The sequence below is a fragment of the Nonomuraea sp. B1E8 genome, from assembly GCF_039871515.1.
In the GTDB taxonomy this organism is placed as follows: domain Bacteria; phylum Actinomycetota; class Actinomycetes; order Streptosporangiales; family Streptosporangiaceae; genus Nonomuraea.
This window is the reverse complement of sequence record NZ_JBDPLS010000008.1, coordinates 1-19,595: the sequence shown is the minus strand read 5'-3', so window position 1 is coordinate 19,595 and position 19,595 is coordinate 1. Positions and strand designations below refer to the sequence as shown.

Below are 19,595 nucleotides of genomic sequence, written 5' to 3'. Positions count from 1 at the left end.
GTCCATATCGCGGATCGGTGCCGGTCCACGTGGCGGCGTCTTCTATCCTTCGTAACCGGACCGACATGGAGGAGATCTCGTGACCGCTCAGCGTGACTACGCCGCCCTCGTCCAGAGAGGGCTCAAGCTCGACCTCACCAGGGGCAAGCCGTCGCCGCGCCAGCTCGATCTCTCCAACGACATGCTCAAACTCCCCACGTCCTACCGCGCGGCCGACGGCACCGACGGCCGCAACTACGGCAACCTGCAGGGCCTGCCCGAGCTGCGCGAGCTGTTCGCCCCGCTGGTGCAGGTGCCCGCCGGTCAGCTCGTCGTGGGCGGCAACGCCAGCCTGGCGCTGATGCACGACACGATCGTGCACGCGCTGCTGACGCCGCCGCCGGGCGCCGCGCGCCGGTGGGTGGAGGAGCCGAAGGTCACGTTCCTGTGCCCGGTGCCGGGATACGACCGGCATTTCACGATCTGTGAGCGGTTCGGGATCACGATGGTGCCCGTCCCGATGAACGCCGGCGGGCCCGACATGGACGTCGTGGAACGCCTGGTCGCCTCCGACACCAGCGTCAAGGGCATGTGGTGCGTGCCGAAGTACAGCAACCCGTCCGGCGTCGTCTACAGCGACGAGACCGTGCGCAGGCTGGCCGCCATGCCCACGGCCGCCCCCGACTTCCGGATCTTCTGGGACAACGCCTACGCGGTGCACCACCTCACCGACACCCCGGCCGAGCTGGCCGACCTGCTCGCGCTCAGCGCCGAGCAGGGCAACGCCGACCGCGTGTTCGTCTACGCCTCCACCTCGAAGGTGACGCTGGCGGGCGCGGGCGTGTCGTTCTTCGGCTCCTCACCGGCGAACGTCGAGTGGTTCCTGCACAACACCGCCAAGCAGTCCATCGGCCCCGACAAGCTCAACCAGCTCCGGCACGTGGAGTTCCTCCGCGACGGCGCCGGGGTCGCCGCCCACATGCGCCGGCACGCCGAGCTGATCGGGCCGAAGTTCGAGCTGGTCGACAAGGTGCTGACCGAGCAGCTCGGCGACCTGGCCACCTGGACGAGCCCCAAGGGCGGCTACTTCATCAGCCTGGAGGTGCCGCACGCCGCCGAGGTGGTGGCCAGGGCCAAGGCCGCGGGCATCGCGCTGACCCCCGCGGGCGCCACCCATCCCTACGGCGACGACCCCGGCGACCGCACCATCAGGATCGCGCCGACCTACCCCGAGCTCGACGAGCTGGAGCAGGCCATCAACGGCCTGGCCGTCTGCGTGCGCCTGGTGGCGGAGGAGCGGGGCTGAGTCAGCGGCCCGACCGGAAGCCGAAGATGTACTCGCGCGTCTCGCTCGGATGGAACGAGACGCCGACCCCCGGCTCGAACACGGCGTTGTCGCGGGCGCAGTAGCACAGCTTCTCCCACACGGCCATGGCCTTCTCCCTGGCCGGAGCCTCGCTGTCGTCGCGCTTGCGGGCGCCGTACGAACCGAGCACGTTCAGCAGGCCGAGCCCCCAGAACAGGCCCGTCAGGCAGAACGGCGCGAGCAGCACCTCACCCCAGTTGGGGTCCTGGCCCATCGCGATGACCAGCGACATGACGAGGTGGGCCAGGGCCGCCAGGAGCAGCAGGATGTAGCCCTGGTTCCTGGCCCACGGCGTGTAGTGGCGGCTGGGGAACGACAACCAGACCGCGAGCTGCGTGCGGCTCATGACGTGCTTCGAGGCGCCCAGGGTCGCCGCCATCGGCAGATCGGCCACCTCGCGCGCCCCGGGCAACCGCACCCGTCCGATCTTGTACGTGGTCCCCGCGGCGACCGCTCCGGGGACCGCTACGACCTGGTCGGTCTCCGAACACACCGGGCACCTGACTTTCACCCGGGCAGTTTGGCCCCAAGCCACGGCCTGCGCAAACCGCACTCGAGGGCCCCCCTCCGGATAGCGGGGATTTGCCCATAAGGTGCATGGTGTGAGACCGATTGATGCGTTGGTGAGCTCTCTGCCCGAAGGCCGCGTCCTGACCGATCCGGACGTGATCGACTCCTATGCCCGCGACCGGACGTTCCTGGAGCCGGGCAAGCCGGCCGGGGTGGTGCTCGCCGCCTCCCGCGACGACGTGGTGACCACCATGACGTGGGCCACCGAGCACCGGGTGCCGGTGGTGCCGCGCGGCGCGGGCACCGGCCTGGCGGGCGCCTCCGTGGCCGGCGACGGCTCGGTCATCCTGTCGATGGCCAGGATGACCGCGATCCGCGAGCTCTCCCCCGCCGACGAGATCGCCGTCGTCGAACCCGGCGTCATCACCGCCGACCTGGACAAGGCCGCCAGGGAGCACGGCCTGATGTACGCGCCCGACCCGTCGTCGTACGAGATCTCCACGATCGGCGGCAACCTGGCCACCAACGCCGGCGGGCTGCGCTGCGTCAAGTACGGCGTGACCAGGGACTCGGCGCTCGGTCTCGAGGTCGTGCTGGCCGACGGGCGGATCCTCGACACCGGCCGCCGCACGATGAAGGGCGTCACGGGCTACGACCTGACCGGCCTGTTCGTGGGCTCGGAGGGCACCCTGGGCGTGATCACGGCGGCCACGGTACGGTTGCGCCGCGCGCCCGTCGCTCCTCCGGCCACCTTCGCCGCGGAGTTCGGCTCGCTGCGCGACGCGGGCGCCGCCGTGTCGGCGATCATGGCGGCCGGCTGCCAGCCCTCGCTCATGGAGCTGCTCGACCGGGCCACGCTCGAGGCCATCGACGAGTGGCGCAACATCGGCCTCGAGGCGTCGACCCAGGCCATGCTGATCGGCCAGTCGGACGCGACGGACGGCCAGGCGATGGCCGCGCGCATGGAGGAGCTGTGCATGGAGAACGGCGCGTCGTTCGTGGCCGTCTCCTCCAGCCCGCAGGAGGCCGAGGAGCTGATCGGCCTGCGCAGGCTCGCCTACCAGGCCAAGGAGCGGCAGGGCGCGTGCCTGGTCGAGGACGTGTGCGTGCCGCGTTCCGTGCTGCCCGACATGATCACCGCGATCGAGGCCGCGGCGGCGCGGCACGGGGTGCGGATCGCCACGGTCGCGCACGCGGGGGACGGCAACCTGCATCCGGTCTTCATCTTCGAGCACGGCACCATCGAACCGCCCCCCGAAGTGTGGGCCGCGGCGGACGAGGTGTTCACGCACGCGCTGGAGCTCGGCGGCACCCTGACCGGCGAGCACGGCGTCGGCCTGCTCAAGCAGCGCTGGCTGGCCCTCGAGGCGGGACCGGTCGCCACGGAGGTGCAGCGGGGCATCAAGGCGGTCTTCGACCCGCTCGGCCTCCTGAACCCGGGCAAAGCCATTTGACCAAAGGTGACCTTGGCTTCATCAAGCCGTGACCTTGGGGGTCGCGGAGCACGCTACCTGCGAAGGAACCCTGACTTACTACATCAAAACGTGAAGGTTCTGATAGGTCCGGCAGACGCCCCAACGGTCTCGCTGGTAGCGTTTTGCCTCATCTACTGGGTTGTAATGGGGGTCCGACGTGAATCAGTTCCAGCCGCTGGAGGCGGACGATCCGCGGCGGCTGGGGACGTATGACATCGTCGCCCGGCTCGGCGAGGGCGGCCAGGGGATCGTCTATCTTGGCGAGAGCGACTCGGGGGAACAGGTCGCCGTCAAGCTGCTGCACAACGCCCTGGTCGCCGACACGGACGCCAGGACGAGGTTCCTGCGCGAGGTCGCGGTGGCGCAGCGGGTGGCCAGGTTCTGCACCGCCCCCGTGCTCCACGCCGACCTGGAGGGCAGCCGCCCGTACATCGTGAGCGAGTTCGTCCCCGGGCCCTCGCTGCGCGAGCTGGTCATCAACGAGGGGCCGCGGCGGGGCGCGGCACTCGAACGGCTCGCCATCAGCACGGCCACCGCTCTCGCCGCCATCCACCGCGCCGGCATCCTGCACCGCGACTTCAAGCCCGCCAACGTGCTCATGGGCCCCGAGGGGCCCGTCGTGATCGACTTCGGCATCGCCCGCGCGCTCGACTCCCCTGGTGCGACGGCCACGGGCATGGCCATGGGGACGCCGTCGTACCTGGCGCCCGAGCAGCTCACCGGCGCGGCCGTGTCGGAGGCCGCGGACGTGTTCGCCTGGGGCGTCACGATGGTGTTCGCGGCGACGGGCAAACCCGCGTTCGGCGCGGACTCCATCCCCGTGGTGATGAACCGCATCCTGAACGAGGAGCCGGAGCTCGGCAGGATGGAGGGCGTGCTCGCCGAGCTGGTGGCGGCCTGCCTGTCCAAGGACCCGGCGCAGCGACCCTCCGCCGACGAGCTCATCGTCAACCTCACCGGCCAGCCGGCCCCGAAGTCCGCCATCGAACCGGTCGGCCGGCAGTTCGGCGCCGCCCAGTCCGCTGCGCCGGAGCAGCCGGAGCAGCCGGAGGGCGGCCGTCCCGAAGCCGAGACCGGTCAGGGTGGCGAGGAGGCTCCCTCGGAGGACGTCTACCCCGGCCCCTGGACGCAGCCGACCGGCCCAAACCTCGTGGGCGGCCCGCTCCAGACCGGCCCGCAGCCCGTGGGGCCCCCGCAGACCGGCCAGTACGTCACGCCTCCCGCGGCCGCCCAGCACGGCCAGGGCAACCCCGTCCCGGGCGCCGGCCACAACCCCGGCCTCAGCGGGCCCATCCCGAACGTCCCCGGCCAGGGCAACCCGGGCCAGAGCGGCCCCATCCCCGGGCAGGGCCAGAGCGTGCACCACCCTGGCCAGAGCGGCCCCGTACCGGGCCCAGGCCACACCCCGGGACTCAGCGGGCCCATCCCGAACGTCCCGGGCCAGGGCAACCCCGGGCAGAGCGGCCCGGTCCCCGGGACCGGTCACAATCCAGGGCTCAGCGGACCTGTCCCCCATGTCCCGGCCCAGGCGGGCCCCTCTCAGGCAGGCCCCTCTCAGGCAGGTATGGCGCACAACGCCCCGCACTCCGGCGGCGGTCCCGTTGGACCGCACCATCCGGCCGGATCCCCGGGCGGACAGCAGCCGGCGATGCCCGGAACGGGAGCCCCCCAGAACGGCCCCCAAGGTCCCCAACGCCCGCAGCAGCCCCAAGGCCCGCGTGTCGCGCCCCAGGGACCGCCTGGCTCCCCGTATCCGGGGGCGCCCCAGGGCAGCCAGCAGGGCGGCCAGCAGGGTGGCCCGCAGGGCGCCGGAGCCGGCATGCCGCCGCACGGCCCCGGCATGCCCCCGGGCGGCGGGTTCCAGCAGGGCGCTCCCGGCGGCTCGCCGAGGCCGGGTGACGGCCCGCCCGCCAAGCAGCGCCGCACGCTGACCCTCGCGCTTTCCGGCGCCGCCGCCGCGGCCCTGCTCGTGGTCGTCGGCGCCGTCGTGGTGCAGGCGAACAGCCAGGAAGTCCCGGTCGTACCGGTGGGCAACTCCACGACCAGCACCCCGGGTGACGGCTCGGGCGCCGGGCAGCCCGGCAAGCCGCCCGCCTCCGTCACCCCGATGGAGACGGTGCCGGTTCCCACCCTGGACATCGACCCGACGACCAAGAAGCCCAGGAAGCCCAAGAAGACCGTCACCCCGCCGCCCAACCGCTACACCCCGCCGCCGGTCCCGCAGACGCGCAGGCCGCAACCGACGCCCACTCCGACCAGGAAAAAGAAGAAGACGATGGTCGAGCCCAACGCGGAGCCGACCGTGCGCCCCACCGCGGGCCCCACGCGGACCATCCCGGCGTACAAGCGGCCCAAGCAGGCCGCCGCGCCCAGGAAGGTCGCTCCGAAGAAGAACCCGTACAGCGTGGCCAAGGTGTGCGGCTCCGGCTACAAGGTCATCGACTCGCACGCGCTGGGCAGCAGCGCCACGATCCACCTCGCGTACAACGCGAAGTCGGGCAAGAACTGCGTGGTCACGATGTCGCGCATGGTGTGGCCGGGCAAGGTGCAGATGAACGCGCTGCTCCAGGTCAAGGAGGGCGGCAAGGCGAGCAACCCGGGCAGGTTCTCGGCGTACGCGGGCCCGGTCAGGCTGGCGGCGAAGAAGAAGTGCGTGATCTGGGGCGGTTCGTGGGGCTCGCAGAGCTGGAAGTCCGGCTGGAGCCACTGCAGCTGACCCGGCGGCCGGCCCCGCGCGTACGGGTTCGCGCGGAGCCGCCGTGCCCGGTGACCTGAGCGCTCCCGTGCGCTAGCGTGGCTGACGTGATCGTCAAGTCTCCGGCGGCCACCTCCAGGGAGAGGCGCACGCGGGCCGCGTTGCCGCAGGCCGGGCGCGAGGCGTTCGAGGAGCACGGATACGACGCCGTGCGGGTCGACGACGTGTGCGTGCGGGCGGGGGTCTCGACCATCTGACGCGGTTGTGGGCGCGGGCGATCGGGTTGACGTACACGTCACCTTCGCCGCGCCCGGAGGAGGGCGCATGATCAGGAGCGGGCTCGACCCCGCGAGCGAGGAACATCAGCGGCGCCGCGCGTCGATGCTGGCCAAGCTGGCCGAACTGGACGCCGAGCACGCCAGGGCGGTGGGCGGGGGCGGCGGGAAGTACGTCGAGCGGCACCGCGCGCGGGGCAAGCTGCTCGCACGCGAACGCGTCGAGCTGCTGGTCGACGCCGACTCCCCCTTCCTGGAGCTGTCGCCACTCGCCGCGTGGGGCAGCGACTTCCCCGTCGGGGCGAGCATGGTCTCAGGGATCGGCGTGATCGAGGGCGTCGAGTGCGTGATCACGGCGAACGATCCCACCGTGCGCGGCGGCGCCTCCAACCCGTGGACGCTGAGGAAGTCCCTGCGCGCGGCGGACATCGCGCTGCGCAACCGCCTGCCGTACGTGAACCTGGTCGAGAGCGGCGGCGCGGACCTGCCGACGCAGAAGGAGATCTTCATCCCCGGCGGGCAGATCTTCCGCGACCTGACGCGGCTGTCGGCGGCGGGCGTCCCGACCGTCGCGCTCGTCTTCGGCAACTCCACCGCCGGCGGCGCCTACGTGCCCGGGATGAGCGACTACGTGGTGATGGTGCGCGAGCGGGCCAAGGTCTTCCTGGGCGGGCCGCCGCTGGTCAAGATGGCGACCGGCGAGGAGTCCGACGACGAGTCGCTGGGCGGGGCGGAGATGCACGCCAGGGTGAGCGGGCTCGCCGACCACCTGGCGCAGGACGAGCACGACGCGCTGCGCATCGGGCGCTCGATCGTGCGCTCGCTCAACTGGCGCAAGCGGGGCGCCGTCCCGCTGCCCGCGCGGGAGCCGGCCTATCCGGCGGACGAGCTGCTTGGCATCGTCCCCGAGGATCTGAAGGTGCCGTTCGACCCCCGGGAGGTGATCGCGCGGGTGGTGGACGGCAGCGAGTTCGAGGAGTTCAAACCGGCGTACGGCGTCTCGCTGGTGACGGGCTGGGCGCGGATCCACGGCTATCCGGTCGGCGTGCTGGCCAACGCCCAGGGCGTGCTGTTCAGCGAGGAGTCGCAGAAGGCCGCGCAGTTCATCCAGCTGGCGAACCAGTCGCGCACGCCGCTCCTCTTCCTGCAGAACACGACCGGCTACATGGTCGGCAAGGACTACGAGCAGGGCGGCATCATCAAGCACGGCGCGATGATGATCAACGCGGTGTCCAACTCGACGGTTCCCCATCTGACGATCGTCATGGGCGCGTCGTACGGCGCGGGCAACTACGGCATGTGCGGGCGGGCCTACGACCCCCGCTTCCTGTTCAGCTGGCCGAGCGCCAAGTCGGCGGTGATGGGGCCCGCGCAGCTCGCCGGCGTGCTGTCCATCGTGGGCCGGGCGTCGGCGCAGGCGAAGGGGCAGGTCTACGACGAGGAGGCCGACGCGGCGATGCGCGCGATGGTGGAGGCCCAGATCGAGGCCGAGTCGCTGGCGTTCTTCCTGTCGGGGCGCCTCTACGACGACGGGGTCATCGATCCGCGCGACACGCGTACCGTGCTGGGCATGTGCCTGTCGGCGATCAACAGCGCGCCGGTGCCGGAGCCGGCGGGATTCGGGGTGTTCCGCCCGTGATCAGCCGCCTGCTCGTCGCGAACCGGGGCGAGATCGCCCGCCGCGTCTTCCGCACCTGCCGCTCGCTCGGCATCTCGACGGTCGCGGTGTACTCCGACCCCGACGCGGACGCGCCGCACGTGGCCGAGGCCGATCTCGCGGTACGCCTGCCGGGCGCGCATCCCTCGGAGACGTACCTGGACACCGGGCTCGTCCTGGCCGCCTGCCGCGCCGCCGGGGCGGACGCCGTGCACCCCGGGTACGGCTTCCTGTCGGAGAACGCCGGGTTCGCGCAGGCCGTGCTCGACGCCGGGCTGGTGTGGGTCGGCCCGCCGCCGGCGGCCATCGCGGCCATGGGCTCCAAGGTCGCGGCCAAGCGGCTGATGGCGCAGGCCGGGGTGCCGGTGCTGCCGTCGCTCGACCCGGCCGCTCCTGGCGAGTTCCCGCTGCTGGTGAAGGCGTCCGCCGGTGGCGGCGGCCGGGGCATGCGCGTCGTGCGCGAGCCGGGCGAGCTCGCGCGGGAGATCGAGTCGGCGGAGCGGGAGGCGGCGGCGGCCTTCGGCGACGGCGCCGTGTTCGTGGAGCCGCTGCTGGAGGCGGCCCGGCACGTCGAGGTCCAGGTGCTGGCCGACCGGCACGGCACCGTGTGGGCGCTGGGCGAGCGCGAGTGCAGCGTGCAGCGGCGGCACCAGAAGGTCGTCGAGGAGTGCCCCTCGCCCGGGATCTCCGCCGGGCTGAGGGAGCGCCTGTTCGAGGCCGCCGTCAGGGCCGCGCGGGCGGTCGGCCACGTCGGGGCCGGGACGGTGGAGTTCCTGGTCAAGGGCGACCGGGTGGCCTTCCTCGAGATGAACACCCGGCTCCAGGTCGAGCACCCCGTGACCGAGCTGGTCCACGACGTCGATCTCGTCCGGCTCCAGCTGGAGATCGCCGAGGGCGCGGCGCTGCCGGCGAGCCCTCCCGAGCCCGCGGGGCACGCGGTCGAGGCGCGGCTGTACGCGGAGGACGACGGCTACCTCCCGCAGACGGGGGTGTTGCGGCGGTTCGAGGTGCCCGGGGACGTGCGCGTGGACGCGGGCGTCGAGTCGGGGTCCGTGGTGTCGCCGCACTACGACGCGATGCTGGCCAAGGTGGTTGCGCACGGCTCGACGCGGGCGCAGGCGGTGCGGCGGCTGGCGACGGCGCTGCGGCGGGCGAAGCTCCACGGGGTCACCACTAATCGCGACTTGCTCGTACGGATCCTGACAAATCCAGCTTTTCTGTCCGGTGACACTCATACCGGATTCCTCGACCCCGACGGCCCCGTCCACGGCGCCCCCACCCGCCCCGAGCCCGAACCTGCCGGGGCGGCGGGCGCGACGGCGGGCGAGTTGCCCGCGCTGGCCGCCGCCCTCGCCCTGGCCGCCGCCAACCGGCGCGACGCCCGCGTGCTGGCCGGGCTGCCGAGCGGCTGGCGCAACGTGCGTTCCCAGCCCCGCCGCGCCCGCTTCGCCGAGGCCGAGACCGTGTACGACCCGCTCCCTGAGAACATCACCGTGCTCAGCGCCGAACCGGACACCGTCGTCCTCGAACGCGACGGCGTCCGCCACACCTTCGAGGTGGCCCGGTACGACGGCGACCCGAAGGTCTACGTCGACCACGCGGGCGGCTGCGCCGTGCTGACCCCGCTCCCCCGGCTGCCCGAGCCGGCCGAGCACGTCGCGCCGGGGTCCCTGCTGGCCCCCATGCCGGGTAGCGTGCTGCGCGTCGAGGTGGCGACCGGCGACCGGGTCGCCAAGGGGCAGCCGGTGCTGGTGCTCGAGGCCATGAAGATGGAGCACCGGGTCGCCGCCCCCGTCAACGGCGTGGTGTCCGGCGTACACGTGGAGAAAGGCCGGCAGGTCGAGGCGGGAGCCGTGCTGGCGATCATTCAGGAGGAGAGCACATGAACCTGGTCCACCAGGACCTGGCGGCGGGCGTAGCGACCATCACGCTGGACTCGCCGCCCAACCGCAACGCCCTGTCCGTCCGCCTGCTGGGCGAGTTGCGGGAGCGGCTCGACTGGGCGCTGGCCGAGCCGGCGGCCAGGGTGATCGTGCTGACGGCCACGGGCAGGGTGTTCTGCTCGGGGGCCGACATCAAGGAGCAGCGCGCGGCCGACGGCAAGCCGGAAGCGCCGGTGACGGCGTCGTTCCCGGAGATCCTCACGCTCATCTGGGAGAGCCCGAAGCCGGTGATCTGCCGGCTCAACGGCACCGCGCGGGCGGGCGGCCTCGGCCTGGTGGCGGCCTGCGACTTCGCGGTCGCGCCGGTGACGGCGTCGTTCGCGTTCACGGAGGTACGCCTCGGCGTGGTGCCCGCGATGATCTCGGTGCCGGTGCTGCGCAGGCTCGACCCCAGGGCCGCCGCCGAATACTTCCTGACCGGCGAGGTCTTCGACGCCGCCAGGGCCGCGGAGATCGGGTTGATCTCCAAGGCCGTGCCGGAGGAGGAGCTGGACGCGGCGGTCGCCCGCTACGCCGACCTGCTGATCAAGGGGGCTCCCGAGGCGCTGGCCCTCACCAAGCAGCTGGTCAGGCAGGTGCCGGCGATGTCCTTCTCTGAAGGGCTGCGGCAGATGACCACGCTGTCCGCCGAGCGTTTCACCTCGGAGGAGGGCCAGGAGGGCATCGCCGCGTACATGGAGAAGCGGCCGCCCACGTGGGCCACGCGATGACCCTGCGCGTCGCCAACTGCAGCGGCTTCTACGGCGACCGGCTCTCCGCGGCCAGGGAGATGGTCGAGGGCGGGCCGATCGACGTGCTGACCGGCGACTGGCTCGCCGAGCTCACCATGCTGATCCTGGCCGGCAACCGGCTCAAGGGCCGCCCCGGCTACGCGCCGACGTTCCTGCGGCAGCTGGAGGACGTTCTCGGCCCCTGCCTCGACCGGGGCATCAAGATCGTGACGAACGCGGGCGGTCTCGACCCGGCCGGGTGCGCGGAGGCCGTGCACGAGCTGGCCGCCCGCCTCGGCCTGTCCCCCTCGGTCGCTTACGTCACCGGCGACGACCTCGCCGGCACGCCCCTCGACCTCGTCAACGCCGACACCGGCGAGCGCCTCGACGCCGCCCCGCTGACCGCGAACGCCTACCTGGGCGGCCGCCCGATCGCCGCCGCCCTGTCGGCGGGCGCGGACGTGGTGGTGACCGGCCGCGTCACCGACGCCGCCCTGGTGACCGGGCCCGGCATCTGGCGGTACGGCTGGGGTCCCGCAGACCTCGACCCGCTGGCGGGATCGGTGGTCGCCGGGCACATCATCGAATGCGGCTGCCAGGCCACGGGCGGCAACTATCCGTTCTTCCAGGACGTACCTGATCTGGCCCGTTGCGGCTTCCCGCTCGCGGAGCTCCGCCCGGACGGATCCTCCGTGATCACCAAGCATCCCGGCACGGGCGGCCTGGTCTCGGTCGGCACGGTCACCGCCCAGCTGGTGTACGAGCTGGGCGGCCCCCGCTATCTCGGCCCCGACGTGGTGGCCAGGTTCGACACGATCACGCTCGCCGACGACGGGCCCGACCGGGTGCTGGTCTCCGGCGTCCGGGGCGAGCCGCCGCCCGGCACCCTCAAGGTCGCCGTCAACCACCTGGGCGGCTACCGGAACACCATGACCCTCGTCCTCACGGGGCTCGACGTGGAGGCCAAGGCCCGGGTGGCGGAGGAGGCCGTCTGGGCACGGATCCCGCGCGAGTCGTTCGACGCGGTGGACGTGACGCTCACGGAGTCCGGCCTGCTGCGGATCACGGTCATGGACGCCGACGAACGCACGGCGGGGCGGGCCTTCTCCTCTGCCGTGGTGGAGACGGGGCTGGCCAGTTACCCGGGCTTCTACGGCCTCACCCCGCCCGGCAACGCCACGCCGTACGGGATCTACTGGCCGGTCCTGGTCCCGGCCTCGGACGTCCGCCCGCAGGTCTTCGTGAACGGCGCGGAGATACCCGTCCCCGCCGTCCCCGCCGGCCCTCACCCCCCGTCCTCCCTCCCCGCCCCGGAGCCCCCGCTCACGTCGGAGCCCTTCGACCCCGCCGCCCCTCAGCACACCGCAGGCCGTGCCTCGGTCCCGGCGCCCGGCGCGGCCCACCTCGCCCCGGCGGGCGCCGCACACGAGAAGGGCGCGCACGCGGACGGCGTGGCGGGTGGGGAGGAGACCGTGTGGATGCCGCTGGGACGCATCGTGGGTGCGCGTTCCGGCGACAAGGGCGGCAACGCCAACCTGGGAGTCTGGGCCGGGACGCGGGACCGCTACGCGTGGCTGGCCGCCACCTTGACCCCTGACCGTCTCAAGCGCCTCCTGCCGCATCTGGCCGCGTACCGCATCGACCGCTACGAGCTGCCGAACCTCAAGGCGCTCAACTTCGTCGTCCACGGGCTCCTGGGCCATGGTGTCGCGGCGAGCCCGCGCATGGACCCGCAGGCCAAGGCGCTGGGCGAGGAGCTACGCGCCCGGCCCCTGCACGTCCCCGTGGCGCTCCTGGACTGAGCCGGCCATCCGCCACCCCAGCAGCCCCGCGCCCAGCAGCCCCGCCCGCGCCCCGAGCGCCGACGCCCTGACCTCCGGCACCCTCCGGGCCGGCGGGGACGGCTCCTCGGGTGGCCGGGACGGTTTCCGCGGCGGGGACGGCGGGTGGGGGGACAGGAGGGTTGACAGGCGGGCTCGGAGGGGGACGATCAGGGCGTCGCCCGCGTGGGAGACCCCGCCGCCGATGACGACGGCCGCCGGGTCCAGCAGCCGCGTGTACGTGGCCAGCGCCAGGGCGAGCGCCTCCACGGCCGTGTCCCACACCCGACCGGCCGCCGCGTCTCCCTCCGAGGCTCGCCGCACCACCTCCTCGGCCCCGCCGGCGCCGGCGCCGGCGCCGTACCGGGCCGCGACCGCGCCGCCCGACGCGTACGCCGCCAGGCAGCCCCGCTGCCCGCACCCGCAGGCCGCCCCGCCGGGCCGTACCGGGATGTGCCCGATCTGCCCGGCCCATCCTGCGGCGCCCCCGTACAGCGACCCGGACAGGACCACCGCGCCCGCGATGCCCGTACCGATGGGCAGGTAGAGGACGTCGTCCCCGCCCGCTCCGTAGGCCAGCTCCGCCTCCCCGGTCGCGCGCACGTCGTGCCCGAGCGCCACCGGCAGGTCCACGTCCGTGAACGACGACGCGGGCACGTCCCGCCAGCCGAACGCGGCCGAGAAGACGGCCCGGTCCGCCGTGACGAGACCGGGCACCACCAGCCCCACCGCCAGCGGGCGTGTTCCGGGCCGGGGCCGGGCGAGGTCGGCGACGAAGGCGGAGACGGCCGCGACCACGTGCTCAGGGCCTTCGGCGCGCGGCGTAGGCCGCCGCTCGACATACAGACATGTCCCGTCGCAGGCGACAAGTCCGCCTTTCATGGTGGTGCCGCCGACATCGACCGCTACAACGCACTCCATGCCTTCATCCTGCTGCAGAAACCTTTTGAGATCATGCCCGCCGATGCAGAAGGATGAGGTCCCATGCGCCGCCTCACCATCGACGACCTTGACGACTGCGTCCGCCTGGCCAAAGACCGCGACTGGCCGCCCGAGGAGCACAAGTGGCGCCTGCTGTTCGAGATCGGCGAGCCGTACGGCATCGACGCCCCTGACGGCGACGGCCTGGCCGCGTGCAACGTCCTGACCCCCTACGGCGACGGGCACGCCGTGATCAGCATGGTGCTCACCGCGTCCCGCTACTCCAGGCAGGGCCTCGGCCGCGCGCTCATGCGGCACGTGCTCGACCGGGCCGGCGACCGCACCGTCTTCCTCCACGCAACCGGGCAGGGCCGGCCGCTCTACGAGCAGCTCGGCTTCCGGACGGTCGGCCGGGTGGCCAAGCACACGGGCGTCTTCGCGGGTGAGCCCTCGGGCCTGACCCGTCCCGCCACAGAAGCGGACCTCGACGCCATCCTCGCGCTCGACGCCGAGGTGTTCGGCATGGACAGATCGGCGGCGCTGCGGCGGATGTTCACGTTCGGCGAGCGGGTCAGGGTGGCGGCCGGCGGTTTCGGCCAGTGCTGGCGCAACGACGACGACACCGTGATCGGCCCGGTCGTGGCCGGCGACGAGGAGACCGCGCGGGCCCTGATCGGCGACCTGGCGCTCGACGCGGGCGGCCAGGTGCGGATGGACTTCGACCTGGCCCACGAGTCCATGATCCGGTGGGCGGGCGAGCACGGCATCGGCCGGCCGTGGGAGGTCGCGTTCATGGTGCGCGGCGACGACCTGCCCGGTGACCGCTCACGCCAGTTCCTCCCCTTCATGCAGGCGCTCGGTTGACCCGGTTCGCGGGGCCGGCACAGGGTCCCACCAGAGCATCATTCTGACCGATTCGAGCGGGCCCAGGACTTCGTGGACGGCGCGCTCAATTGACTAGATATCACGATTTTCGGAGAAACGATCACATATAGGCTCCCGAGCCATACAATTGCGCGCAATTGCATCTTTCATCGGGGAAGGATCGTCATGCGTATGCGGTTCCTCGGGTCCACCTCAGAGGCGGGCGCCTGTCCCACCCTGTACGAGACCGACCGCGGCACCATCGTCGTCCAGGGCCTCCAGGTCACCGACGCGGAGGCGCTCGCGGACCTCCGCGACGTGCTCGACGGCGAGGGCGCCGTCGAGGTGCCCCGCGAGCTCATCACCGAAATCGCCCGCCGGGTCCTGACCGACGGCCCGGCAACCGCTTTCCCCACCTGCGGAGGAACACCCACGGCCACCGGTTGATCACAATCGCGTACCCCACTGGCATGATCGACGCAAGCAGGGCTAGCCTCTTGCGGCGTGACGTCCTTTCAGCAGGCGCGGGTCGACCTCGGCAGCCAATTACGCCAGCTGCGCGAGGCAGCCCGGCTGTCCGGCAAGGAGCTGGCCGAGCTGCTGCGCTGGCAACCGTCCAAGGTCTCGCGCCTGGAGAACGCCAGGCAGACCGCCACCGAGGACGACGTGGTCGTGTGGGCGCAGGCCGTACGCGCCTCGCCCGACACGACCGACGAGCTGATCCGGCAGGCGATCGCGCTGCTCGAACGGCACGACGACTGGAAGCAGCGCCACCGCAGCGGGCTGGCCGCCCTCCAGGAGGACGTCCGTGACCTGGAGGCGCGCACCAAGCTGTTCCGGGTGTTCGAGCCCGGCATCGTCGTGGGCCTGCTGCAGACCTCCGAATACGCCAGGCACGTGTTCCGCAAGGTCAAGCGCCTCTACAGCGCCGCCGACCAGATCGACGCGGCGGTCAGGGTGCGCATGCAGCGCCAGGAGATCCTCTACGACCGCACGAGGACGTTCCGGTTCGTGGTGTCGGAGTCCACGCTCCGCACCCTCCTGGCGCCGCCCGAGGTCATGCGCGGCCAGCTCGACCGCCTGCTGGCCGTCAGCACGCTGCCGAACGTGGAGTTCGGCGTGATCCCCTTCGACGCCGAGTTCCCGTCCAACCCGGTCAACGGCTTCTGGATCTACAACGATTCCATGGTCGGCGTGGCCACCATGACCAAGGACCTCATCCTGCGCGACCCCGACGACATCGCCTTCTACGTCCGGGCGTTCGACGACTTCGCGAAGGTGGCCGAGTTCGAGGAGTCCGGGCGGGAGGTCATCATCAGGGTTCTTCACGATTACCGGCAACAAACCGCACATTAACCGCAGCAATTGCTTGCCTCCCGACCCAAGATCGTGCAATTCTGTCGCGAGACGTTGCGGAGGTGACGCATGATGCTTGATACCGCGCTCTGCCTCGAGCGGTTCGCCTGGCACGCGGGTCGTCACGCGGACCTGTCGGTCCAGAGCCTCGCCCTGTCCAGCGACCCTGCCTACGTGTCGGTCCGCAACCGTTTCTCCGCCACCCTCGCCGAGACCGTGACCTGCTCCGACGAGGGCGCGTTCATCACCTCCTGGGGCTACCGCCTGGGCACCTCGGAAGACGTCGAGTCCGCCGCCGCCCGGCTCGCCTTCCTCCTCGCCGCCCTGCCGGCCTAGGTCAGGCCCCGGCCCGGCTCCCCGTCGCCGCCCTGCCTGCCCAGGTCAGCGCCCCGCCACCCTGCGGTCCAGCCACAGCACCTCCGCCGGTCCGACACCGCCGCCGCGCCGCCAGGCCACCCGTTCGCCGCGGATGGCCACATGGCCCGGAAATCCGCGCTGCGGCGCGAAGTCCGCGAAGGCCCTGTCCACCACGCGGCGTCGGCGGCCCGAGCGGCGAGAGCAGCGCGGTTCGCCGCCTCAGGCGACCGGCAGCACGATGGCCGACGGACGACTGGGATTGTGGTGAATCTGCTGGTCGGCCGTGCGCGTCGTGTTCGCGGTGGCGGGTGGCTTTCCGGTGCCGGGGTTGCGGTCCCAGCGCGGATAGGCAGCGCTGGCGACCTGCACGCGAACGCGATGGCCGCGCTTGAACCGGTGGGCGACGGGCGCCAGCTCGATCTCGATCCGTCCATCGATCGGCCGGTCGGCGGCGAACCTGCGCAGCGCGTCGGAGACATGGGTGATCGTGCCTGAGGGCGCCGTGTCGCTGACGCGCACGTAGAAGTCGGTGTGCGCGAGGCTGGAGGTCACGTGCAACTCGGCGGCGGGGACACCGATGACCTCCAGATCGGCCGGCAGCGGCTCGCCGGTGTAGGTCAGGACGTCGTCGCGCCCGGTCAGCACGCTCTCACCGGTCTTTCGCGCAGGCCTCCAGCGGTACAGCTCGGCGAGCTGACAGGAGGCCAACGAGCATGGGGCTTCGCCTTATGCGCTGGGGCGCCGGTTGTCCAGGCCCATGGGGGCGAACTATATTCCATACGAAGCCGTATGCGTATGAAAATTGGAGGCGATATGGAGCGCGTGGACGTGCTGGTCGTCGGGGCGGGGCCGACGGGGTTGACCTTGGCCTGTGGGCTGGCCGCGCAGGGGATCGGCGTGCGGGTCGTGGACCGTGCGCACACCCCGTCCTCGACGTCGCGGGCGAACATCCTGCACGCGCGCGGCGTGGAGGTGCTCGAACGTATAGGGGCCGTCGGTGACCTTCGTGAACGTTCGCTGTCGCCGGTCGGGATGCGGATGCACGTACGTTCACGGCCGATCGCGACGATGCGGTTCGCGCCGGACGACCGGCAGTCGGTGCAAGCGCTGTTCGTCTCCCAGGCCCAGATCGAGGAACGACTGCGGCGACGACTCGGCGAGTTGGGCGGCAAGGTCGAGTGGGACAGGACGGTCACTGCAGCGACGCAAGACCACGACGGGGTGAGGGTCGAGTTCGCCGATGGTACGCACGGGCAGGCGGGATGGCTCGCCGGGTGCGACGGCGCGCACAGCACCGTGCGCGAAGCCGCCGGGATCGACTTTCCCGGGGTGTCGGTCGTGGAACAGTTCCTCCTGGCCGATGTTCACGCCGACTGGGACCGGGACCGGACAGTGTCGGCAGGGTTCTTCCACCGCGACGGCCTGCTCCTGGCGATCCCCATGCCAGACGCGGATGGCAAGGATGACCTGTGGCGGCTCATGGCCGACGTGCCGGTCCTGGATCGGCGCCTCGACGAGGCCGACATCGTCGCGCGCTTGGAGCGCATGCTTCCCGAACGTGCCGGAGAGACCGGGGTGAGTATCCGTGATGTCGTCTGGACCTCGGTCTTCCGCATCCACCGCAGGCTCGCGGCCGACTACCGCAACGGCCACGTCCTGCTGGCCGGTGACGCCGCGCACATCCACAGCCCCATCGGCGGCCAGGGCATGAACACCGGCATCGGCGACGCCGAGAACCTGGCATGGAAGCTGGCGCTGGTCGTGCGCGGCAAAGCGGGCCAGCCGCTGCTGGACACCTACGCCGCCGAGCGGCGTCCGCTGGCCACCGAAGTCCTGCGTACCACCACGACGAACACCAAGATCCTGGTGGGTGAGGGAGCGGCGGCCCGGTTCGTCCGTGACCGGATCTTCGTTCCGCTGCTCAACTCGCCCCGAGTGCAGCGCCAGGCGACCCGCACGGCGTCGCAACTGTGGGTGAGCTACAGGAAAGGCCCGCTCGGTGGCCGAGGCCGTCAGCCCCGGCCGGGCGACCGCGTTCCGGACCGCGCATGCACTCGCGCCGACGGGAGCCCGACGCGGCTCTACACCGAACTGTGCCCCGCCTGGGTCCTGCTCGCTCGCCCCGGCACCGACGTCGCCGCACTCCAGGACGCGGCCCGCGAACGTCTCGGGCAGGACCTCACCACCCTGTTCGCCACCGGCGCGCCGCGTTCGCCGCAGTTGATCCGTCCCGACGGGCACTTGGGCTGGCGGGGCGACGAACCCGACGCGTTGCACCGGTGGTTCACTGACTCGCTGCGCACCGGGATGGACCGATGACCGCCCAGACGACGCCGCGCAGGGGCCCGGGACGTCCCCGCGACCCCAACGCCGACGCCGCGATCCTGCGCGCGGCCGTCGACCTGCTCATCGAGCGTGGTATCGACCAGACCAGCATGGAGGGCATCGCCAAGCGCGCGGGCGTCGCGAAGGTGACCGTCTACAAGCGTTGGAGGTCCAAGGAGGACCTGCTCGCGGACGCGATCGAGAAGGCCCGGGACGACATCCCGGGCGTGGCGCCAGTGCGCGCGGCCAGCGAACTACCCAAGCTGCTCGAAACGCTGCTGCCGCGGTGGGGTGAGGCGCTGGCCGATCCCCGTTACCGGGCGCTGTCCGCGCGGTTGCTCGGCGCTGGTTCCAACCATCCGGCGCTGCTGGAGGCGTACTGGAAACACCACGTACTCCCCCGACGTGAACGCTCGCGCGCGCTGCTCCGCCGGGCGCAGGACGAAGGCGTGCTCGACCCCACCTCCGACATCGACGTCCTGCTCGACATGATGGCCGGGGCGATCATCCACCGCCTCGTCCTAGAACCCGGCGAGCCGAGCCCCGAAGAGATCGGCCGCTACCTACGCAGACTCTTTCGTCAAGCGGGTCTCGCCCAGTTCACCGAGCAGCCGACCGCCTAACGCGAAGGCCCTGTCCACCAGCGCGGCGTCGGCCCGTCCTGAGCGCAGCGCGGTCCGGGCGTCGACGAACGCGGCGAAGGAGGAGCGGAGCGGGACCGGGCGCCGCCGGCGACCCGCTCCGCGCGGATACGCCACCTCTCGCACACCCTGATGGACCACGGCCTGCTCGACGAGTTCCGGCTCTGGGTGCACCCGTTTCTTCGTGGGCCGGGCGGGCGGCGACGGCCTGCTGTTCCGGGAGGGCACCCGGTCGATGTTCGACCTCATCGAGACCAGGGCGTACACGTCCGGGGTGGTCCTGCTGCCCTACCGGCTGAAGGGGACGGCGGCCGGATCCTGACGCCGGCCCATCCGGACGGATCGTCCGGTTGCCGGGTGCCCGGCCAGGGGGTCCTGAGCACACGGAGGGCGGGTCCGCATCGTTTGCGGGCCCGCCCTCCGGGAGGGGCTTGGAGTCAGTTCACGTCGAGCTTGCGCTGGATCGCGACGAGTATGTCCATCATCTCGAGCTGCGTCCCCTGCAGCCCGTCGACCTTGCTCTCCAGCTTGTCGAGCCTGCGGTCGGTCTCTGCGAACTTGGCGTCGACCTTGGCGTCCAGGGCGTCGACCTTCGTCTCCACCGACCCCACCCTGCCGTCCAGAGCGTCGACCTTGCCGTCCAGGGCGTCGACCTTCGTCTCCACCGACCCCACCCTGCCGTCCAGAGCGTCGACCTTGCC

At 72.0% G+C, this 19,595-nt stretch carries 19 protein-coding genes and 1 pseudogene; 15 read left to right on the top strand and 5 right to left on the bottom strand.

Going from position 1 to position 19,595, the window contains the following annotated elements; genetic code table 11:
* Positions 1-79: 79 nt before the first annotated feature.
* The gene (locus ABGA98_RS25410; protein WP_347620908.1) at positions 80-1,285 is read left to right on the top strand and encodes an aminotransferase class I/II-fold pyridoxal phosphate-dependent enzyme; all 1,206 of its coding nucleotides are present in this window, start codon (positions 80-82) and stop codon (positions 1,283-1,285) included.
* A gap of 1 nt (position 1,286) precedes the next feature.
* Here ABGA98_RS25410 and ABGA98_RS25405 read toward each other — a convergent pair whose 3' ends face one another.
* Positions 1,287-1,838, bottom strand: a complete 552-nt coding sequence (locus tag ABGA98_RS25405; protein ID WP_347620907.1) for a hypothetical protein — start codon at positions 1,836-1,838, stop codon at positions 1,287-1,289.
* A 109-nt stretch (positions 1,839-1,947) separates the two neighbouring features.
* Between ABGA98_RS25405 and ABGA98_RS25400 the strand changes: the two genes are divergently transcribed.
* The 7 genes from ABGA98_RS25400 to ABGA98_RS25370 all read left to right on the top strand — a co-directional run bounded on the left by ABGA98_RS25400 (position 1,948) and on the right by ABGA98_RS25370 (position 12,412).
* A complete protein-coding gene (locus ABGA98_RS25400; RefSeq protein ID WP_347620906.1) occupies positions 1,948-3,309 on the top strand; it encodes an FAD-linked oxidase C-terminal domain-containing protein in 1,362 nt (453 codons plus the stop codon).
* A 178-nt stretch (positions 3,310-3,487) separates the two neighbouring features.
* A complete protein-coding gene (locus tag ABGA98_RS25395) occupies positions 3,488-6,046 on the top strand; it encodes a protein kinase (protein WP_347620905.1) in 2,559 nt (852 codons plus the stop codon).
* An 86-nt stretch (positions 6,047-6,132) separates the two neighbouring features.
* Complete coding sequence (locus tag ABGA98_RS25390) at positions 6,133-6,282, top strand: TetR family transcriptional regulator (protein ID WP_347620904.1); 150 nt, start codon at positions 6,133-6,135, stop codon at positions 6,280-6,282.
* A gap of 67 nt (positions 6,283-6,349) precedes the next feature.
* On the top strand, positions 6,350-7,939 hold the full coding sequence (locus tag ABGA98_RS25385; RefSeq protein ID WP_347620903.1) for a carboxyl transferase domain-containing protein: 1,590 nt from the start codon (positions 6,350-6,352) through the stop codon (positions 7,937-7,939).
* Positions 7,936-9,843 (top strand): biotin carboxylase N-terminal domain-containing protein, encoded by a 1,908-nt coding sequence (locus tag ABGA98_RS25380; protein ID WP_347620902.1) that lies wholly within the window; start codon positions 7,936-7,938, stop codon positions 9,841-9,843. The genes ABGA98_RS25385 and ABGA98_RS25380 overlap by 4 nt, the downstream gene beginning before the upstream one ends.
* Entirely contained in the window at positions 9,840-10,610 is a 771-nt protein-coding gene (locus ABGA98_RS25375) for an enoyl-CoA hydratase-related protein (protein WP_347620901.1), read from the top strand. Before ABGA98_RS25380 ends, ABGA98_RS25375 begins: the two co-directional genes overlap by 4 nt.
* Positions 10,607-12,412: an acyclic terpene utilization AtuA family protein gene (locus tag ABGA98_RS25370; protein WP_347621294.1), complete on the top strand. Its 1,806-nt coding sequence runs from the start codon at positions 10,607-10,609 to the stop codon at positions 12,410-12,412. The genes ABGA98_RS25375 and ABGA98_RS25370 overlap by 4 nt, the downstream gene beginning before the upstream one ends.
* Here ABGA98_RS25370 and ABGA98_RS25365 read toward each other — a convergent pair.
* On the bottom strand, positions 12,368-13,351 hold the full coding sequence (locus ABGA98_RS25365) for an ROK family protein (RefSeq protein ID WP_347620900.1): 984 nt from the start codon (positions 13,349-13,351) through the stop codon (positions 12,368-12,370). The genes ABGA98_RS25370 and ABGA98_RS25365 overlap by 45 nt on opposite strands.
* Before the next feature lie 63 nt (positions 13,352-13,414).
* On the opposite strand from ABGA98_RS25365, the gene ABGA98_RS25360 reads away from it, so the two are divergent.
* From ABGA98_RS25360 to ABGA98_RS25345, 4 genes are all read left to right on the top strand, one after another.
* Positions 13,415-14,215 (top strand): GNAT family N-acetyltransferase, encoded by an 801-nt coding sequence (locus ABGA98_RS25360; RefSeq protein ID WP_347620899.1) that lies wholly within the window; start codon positions 13,415-13,417, stop codon positions 14,213-14,215.
* 186 nt (positions 14,216-14,401) lie between these two features.
* Positions 14,402-14,662: a hypothetical protein gene (locus ABGA98_RS25355; protein ID WP_347620898.1), complete on the top strand. Its 261-nt coding sequence runs from the start codon at positions 14,402-14,404 to the stop codon at positions 14,660-14,662.
* A gap of 57 nt (positions 14,663-14,719) precedes the next feature.
* Positions 14,720-15,571 (top strand): helix-turn-helix transcriptional regulator, encoded by an 852-nt coding sequence (locus ABGA98_RS25350; RefSeq protein WP_347620897.1) that lies wholly within the window; start codon positions 14,720-14,722, stop codon positions 15,569-15,571.
* Positions 15,572-15,640: 69 nt separating this feature from the next.
* Positions 15,641-15,907 carry a hypothetical protein gene (locus ABGA98_RS25345; protein ID WP_347620896.1) on the top strand — a complete coding sequence of 89 codons (267 nt, stop codon included), beginning with the start codon at positions 15,641-15,643 and terminating at the stop codon, positions 15,905-15,907.
* A gap of 45 nt (positions 15,908-15,952) precedes the next feature.
* Here the strand turns inward: ABGA98_RS25345 and ABGA98_RS25340 are convergent, their stop codons facing one another.
* Together ABGA98_RS25340 and ABGA98_RS25335 are read right to left on the bottom strand one after the other, a co-directional pair.
* The gene (locus tag ABGA98_RS25340) at positions 15,953-16,099 is read right to left on the bottom strand and encodes a hypothetical protein (RefSeq protein WP_347620895.1); all 147 of its coding nucleotides are present in this window, start codon (positions 16,097-16,099) and stop codon (positions 15,953-15,955) included.
* 48 nt (positions 16,100-16,147) lie between these two features.
* Positions 16,148-16,573, bottom strand: coding sequence for a CocE/NonD family hydrolase (locus ABGA98_RS25335; RefSeq protein WP_347620894.1), 426 nt, complete (start codon positions 16,571-16,573; stop codon positions 16,148-16,150).
* Between the two features lie 168 nt (positions 16,574-16,741).
* Here ABGA98_RS25335 and ABGA98_RS25330 point away from each other — a divergent pair, with 168 nt between their 5' ends.
* From ABGA98_RS25330 to ABGA98_RS25320, 3 genes are all read left to right on the top strand, one after another.
* Positions 16,742-18,247, top strand: a complete 1,506-nt coding sequence (locus tag ABGA98_RS25330) for an FAD-dependent monooxygenase (RefSeq protein WP_347620893.1) — start codon at positions 16,742-16,744, stop codon at positions 18,245-18,247.
* Entirely contained in the window at positions 18,244-18,876 is a 633-nt protein-coding gene (locus ABGA98_RS25325) for a TetR/AcrR family transcriptional regulator (protein WP_347620892.1), read from the top strand. The genes ABGA98_RS25330 and ABGA98_RS25325 overlap by 4 nt, the downstream gene beginning before the upstream one ends.
* A 202-nt stretch (positions 18,877-19,078) precedes the next feature.
* The gene (locus tag ABGA98_RS25320) at positions 19,079-19,216 is read left to right on the top strand and encodes a hypothetical protein (RefSeq protein WP_347620891.1); all 138 of its coding nucleotides are present in this window, start codon (positions 19,079-19,081) and stop codon (positions 19,214-19,216) included.
* Positions 19,217-19,331: 115 nt separating this feature from the next.
* Here ABGA98_RS25320 and ABGA98_RS25315 read toward each other — a convergent pair.
* Positions 19,332-19,595 (bottom strand): annotated as a pseudogene (locus tag ABGA98_RS25315) (hypothetical protein); the annotation flags it as partial.

Coding starts and splice junctions, on each gene's coding strand:
- ABGA98_RS25385 (WP_347620903.1), top strand. CDS start 6,350: ATGATCAGGAGCGGGCTCGACCCCGCGAGCGAGGAACATCAGCGGCGC.
- ABGA98_RS25375 (WP_347620901.1), top strand. CDS start 9,840: ATGAACCTGGTCCACCAGGACCTGGCGGCGGGCGTAGCGACCATCACG.
- ABGA98_RS25370 (WP_347621294.1), top strand. CDS start 10,607: ATGACCCTGCGCGTCGCCAACTGCAGCGGCTTCTACGGCGACCGGCTC.
- ABGA98_RS25365 (WP_347620900.1), bottom strand. CDS start 13,351: ATGGAGTGCGTTGTAGCGGTCGATGTCGGCGGCACCACCATGAAAGGC.
- ABGA98_RS25360 (WP_347620899.1), top strand. CDS start 13,415: ATGCGCCGCCTCACCATCGACGACCTTGACGACTGCGTCCGCCTGGCC.
- ABGA98_RS25355 (WP_347620898.1), top strand. CDS start 14,402: ATGCGTATGCGGTTCCTCGGGTCCACCTCAGAGGCGGGCGCCTGTCCC.
- ABGA98_RS25345 (WP_347620896.1), top strand. CDS start 15,641: ATGATGCTTGATACCGCGCTCTGCCTCGAGCGGTTCGCCTGGCACGCG.
- ABGA98_RS25330 (WP_347620893.1), top strand. CDS start 16,742: ATGGAGCGCGTGGACGTGCTGGTCGTCGGGGCGGGGCCGACGGGGTTG.
- ABGA98_RS25325 (WP_347620892.1), top strand. CDS start 18,244: ATGACCGCCCAGACGACGCCGCGCAGGGGCCCGGGACGTCCCCGCGAC.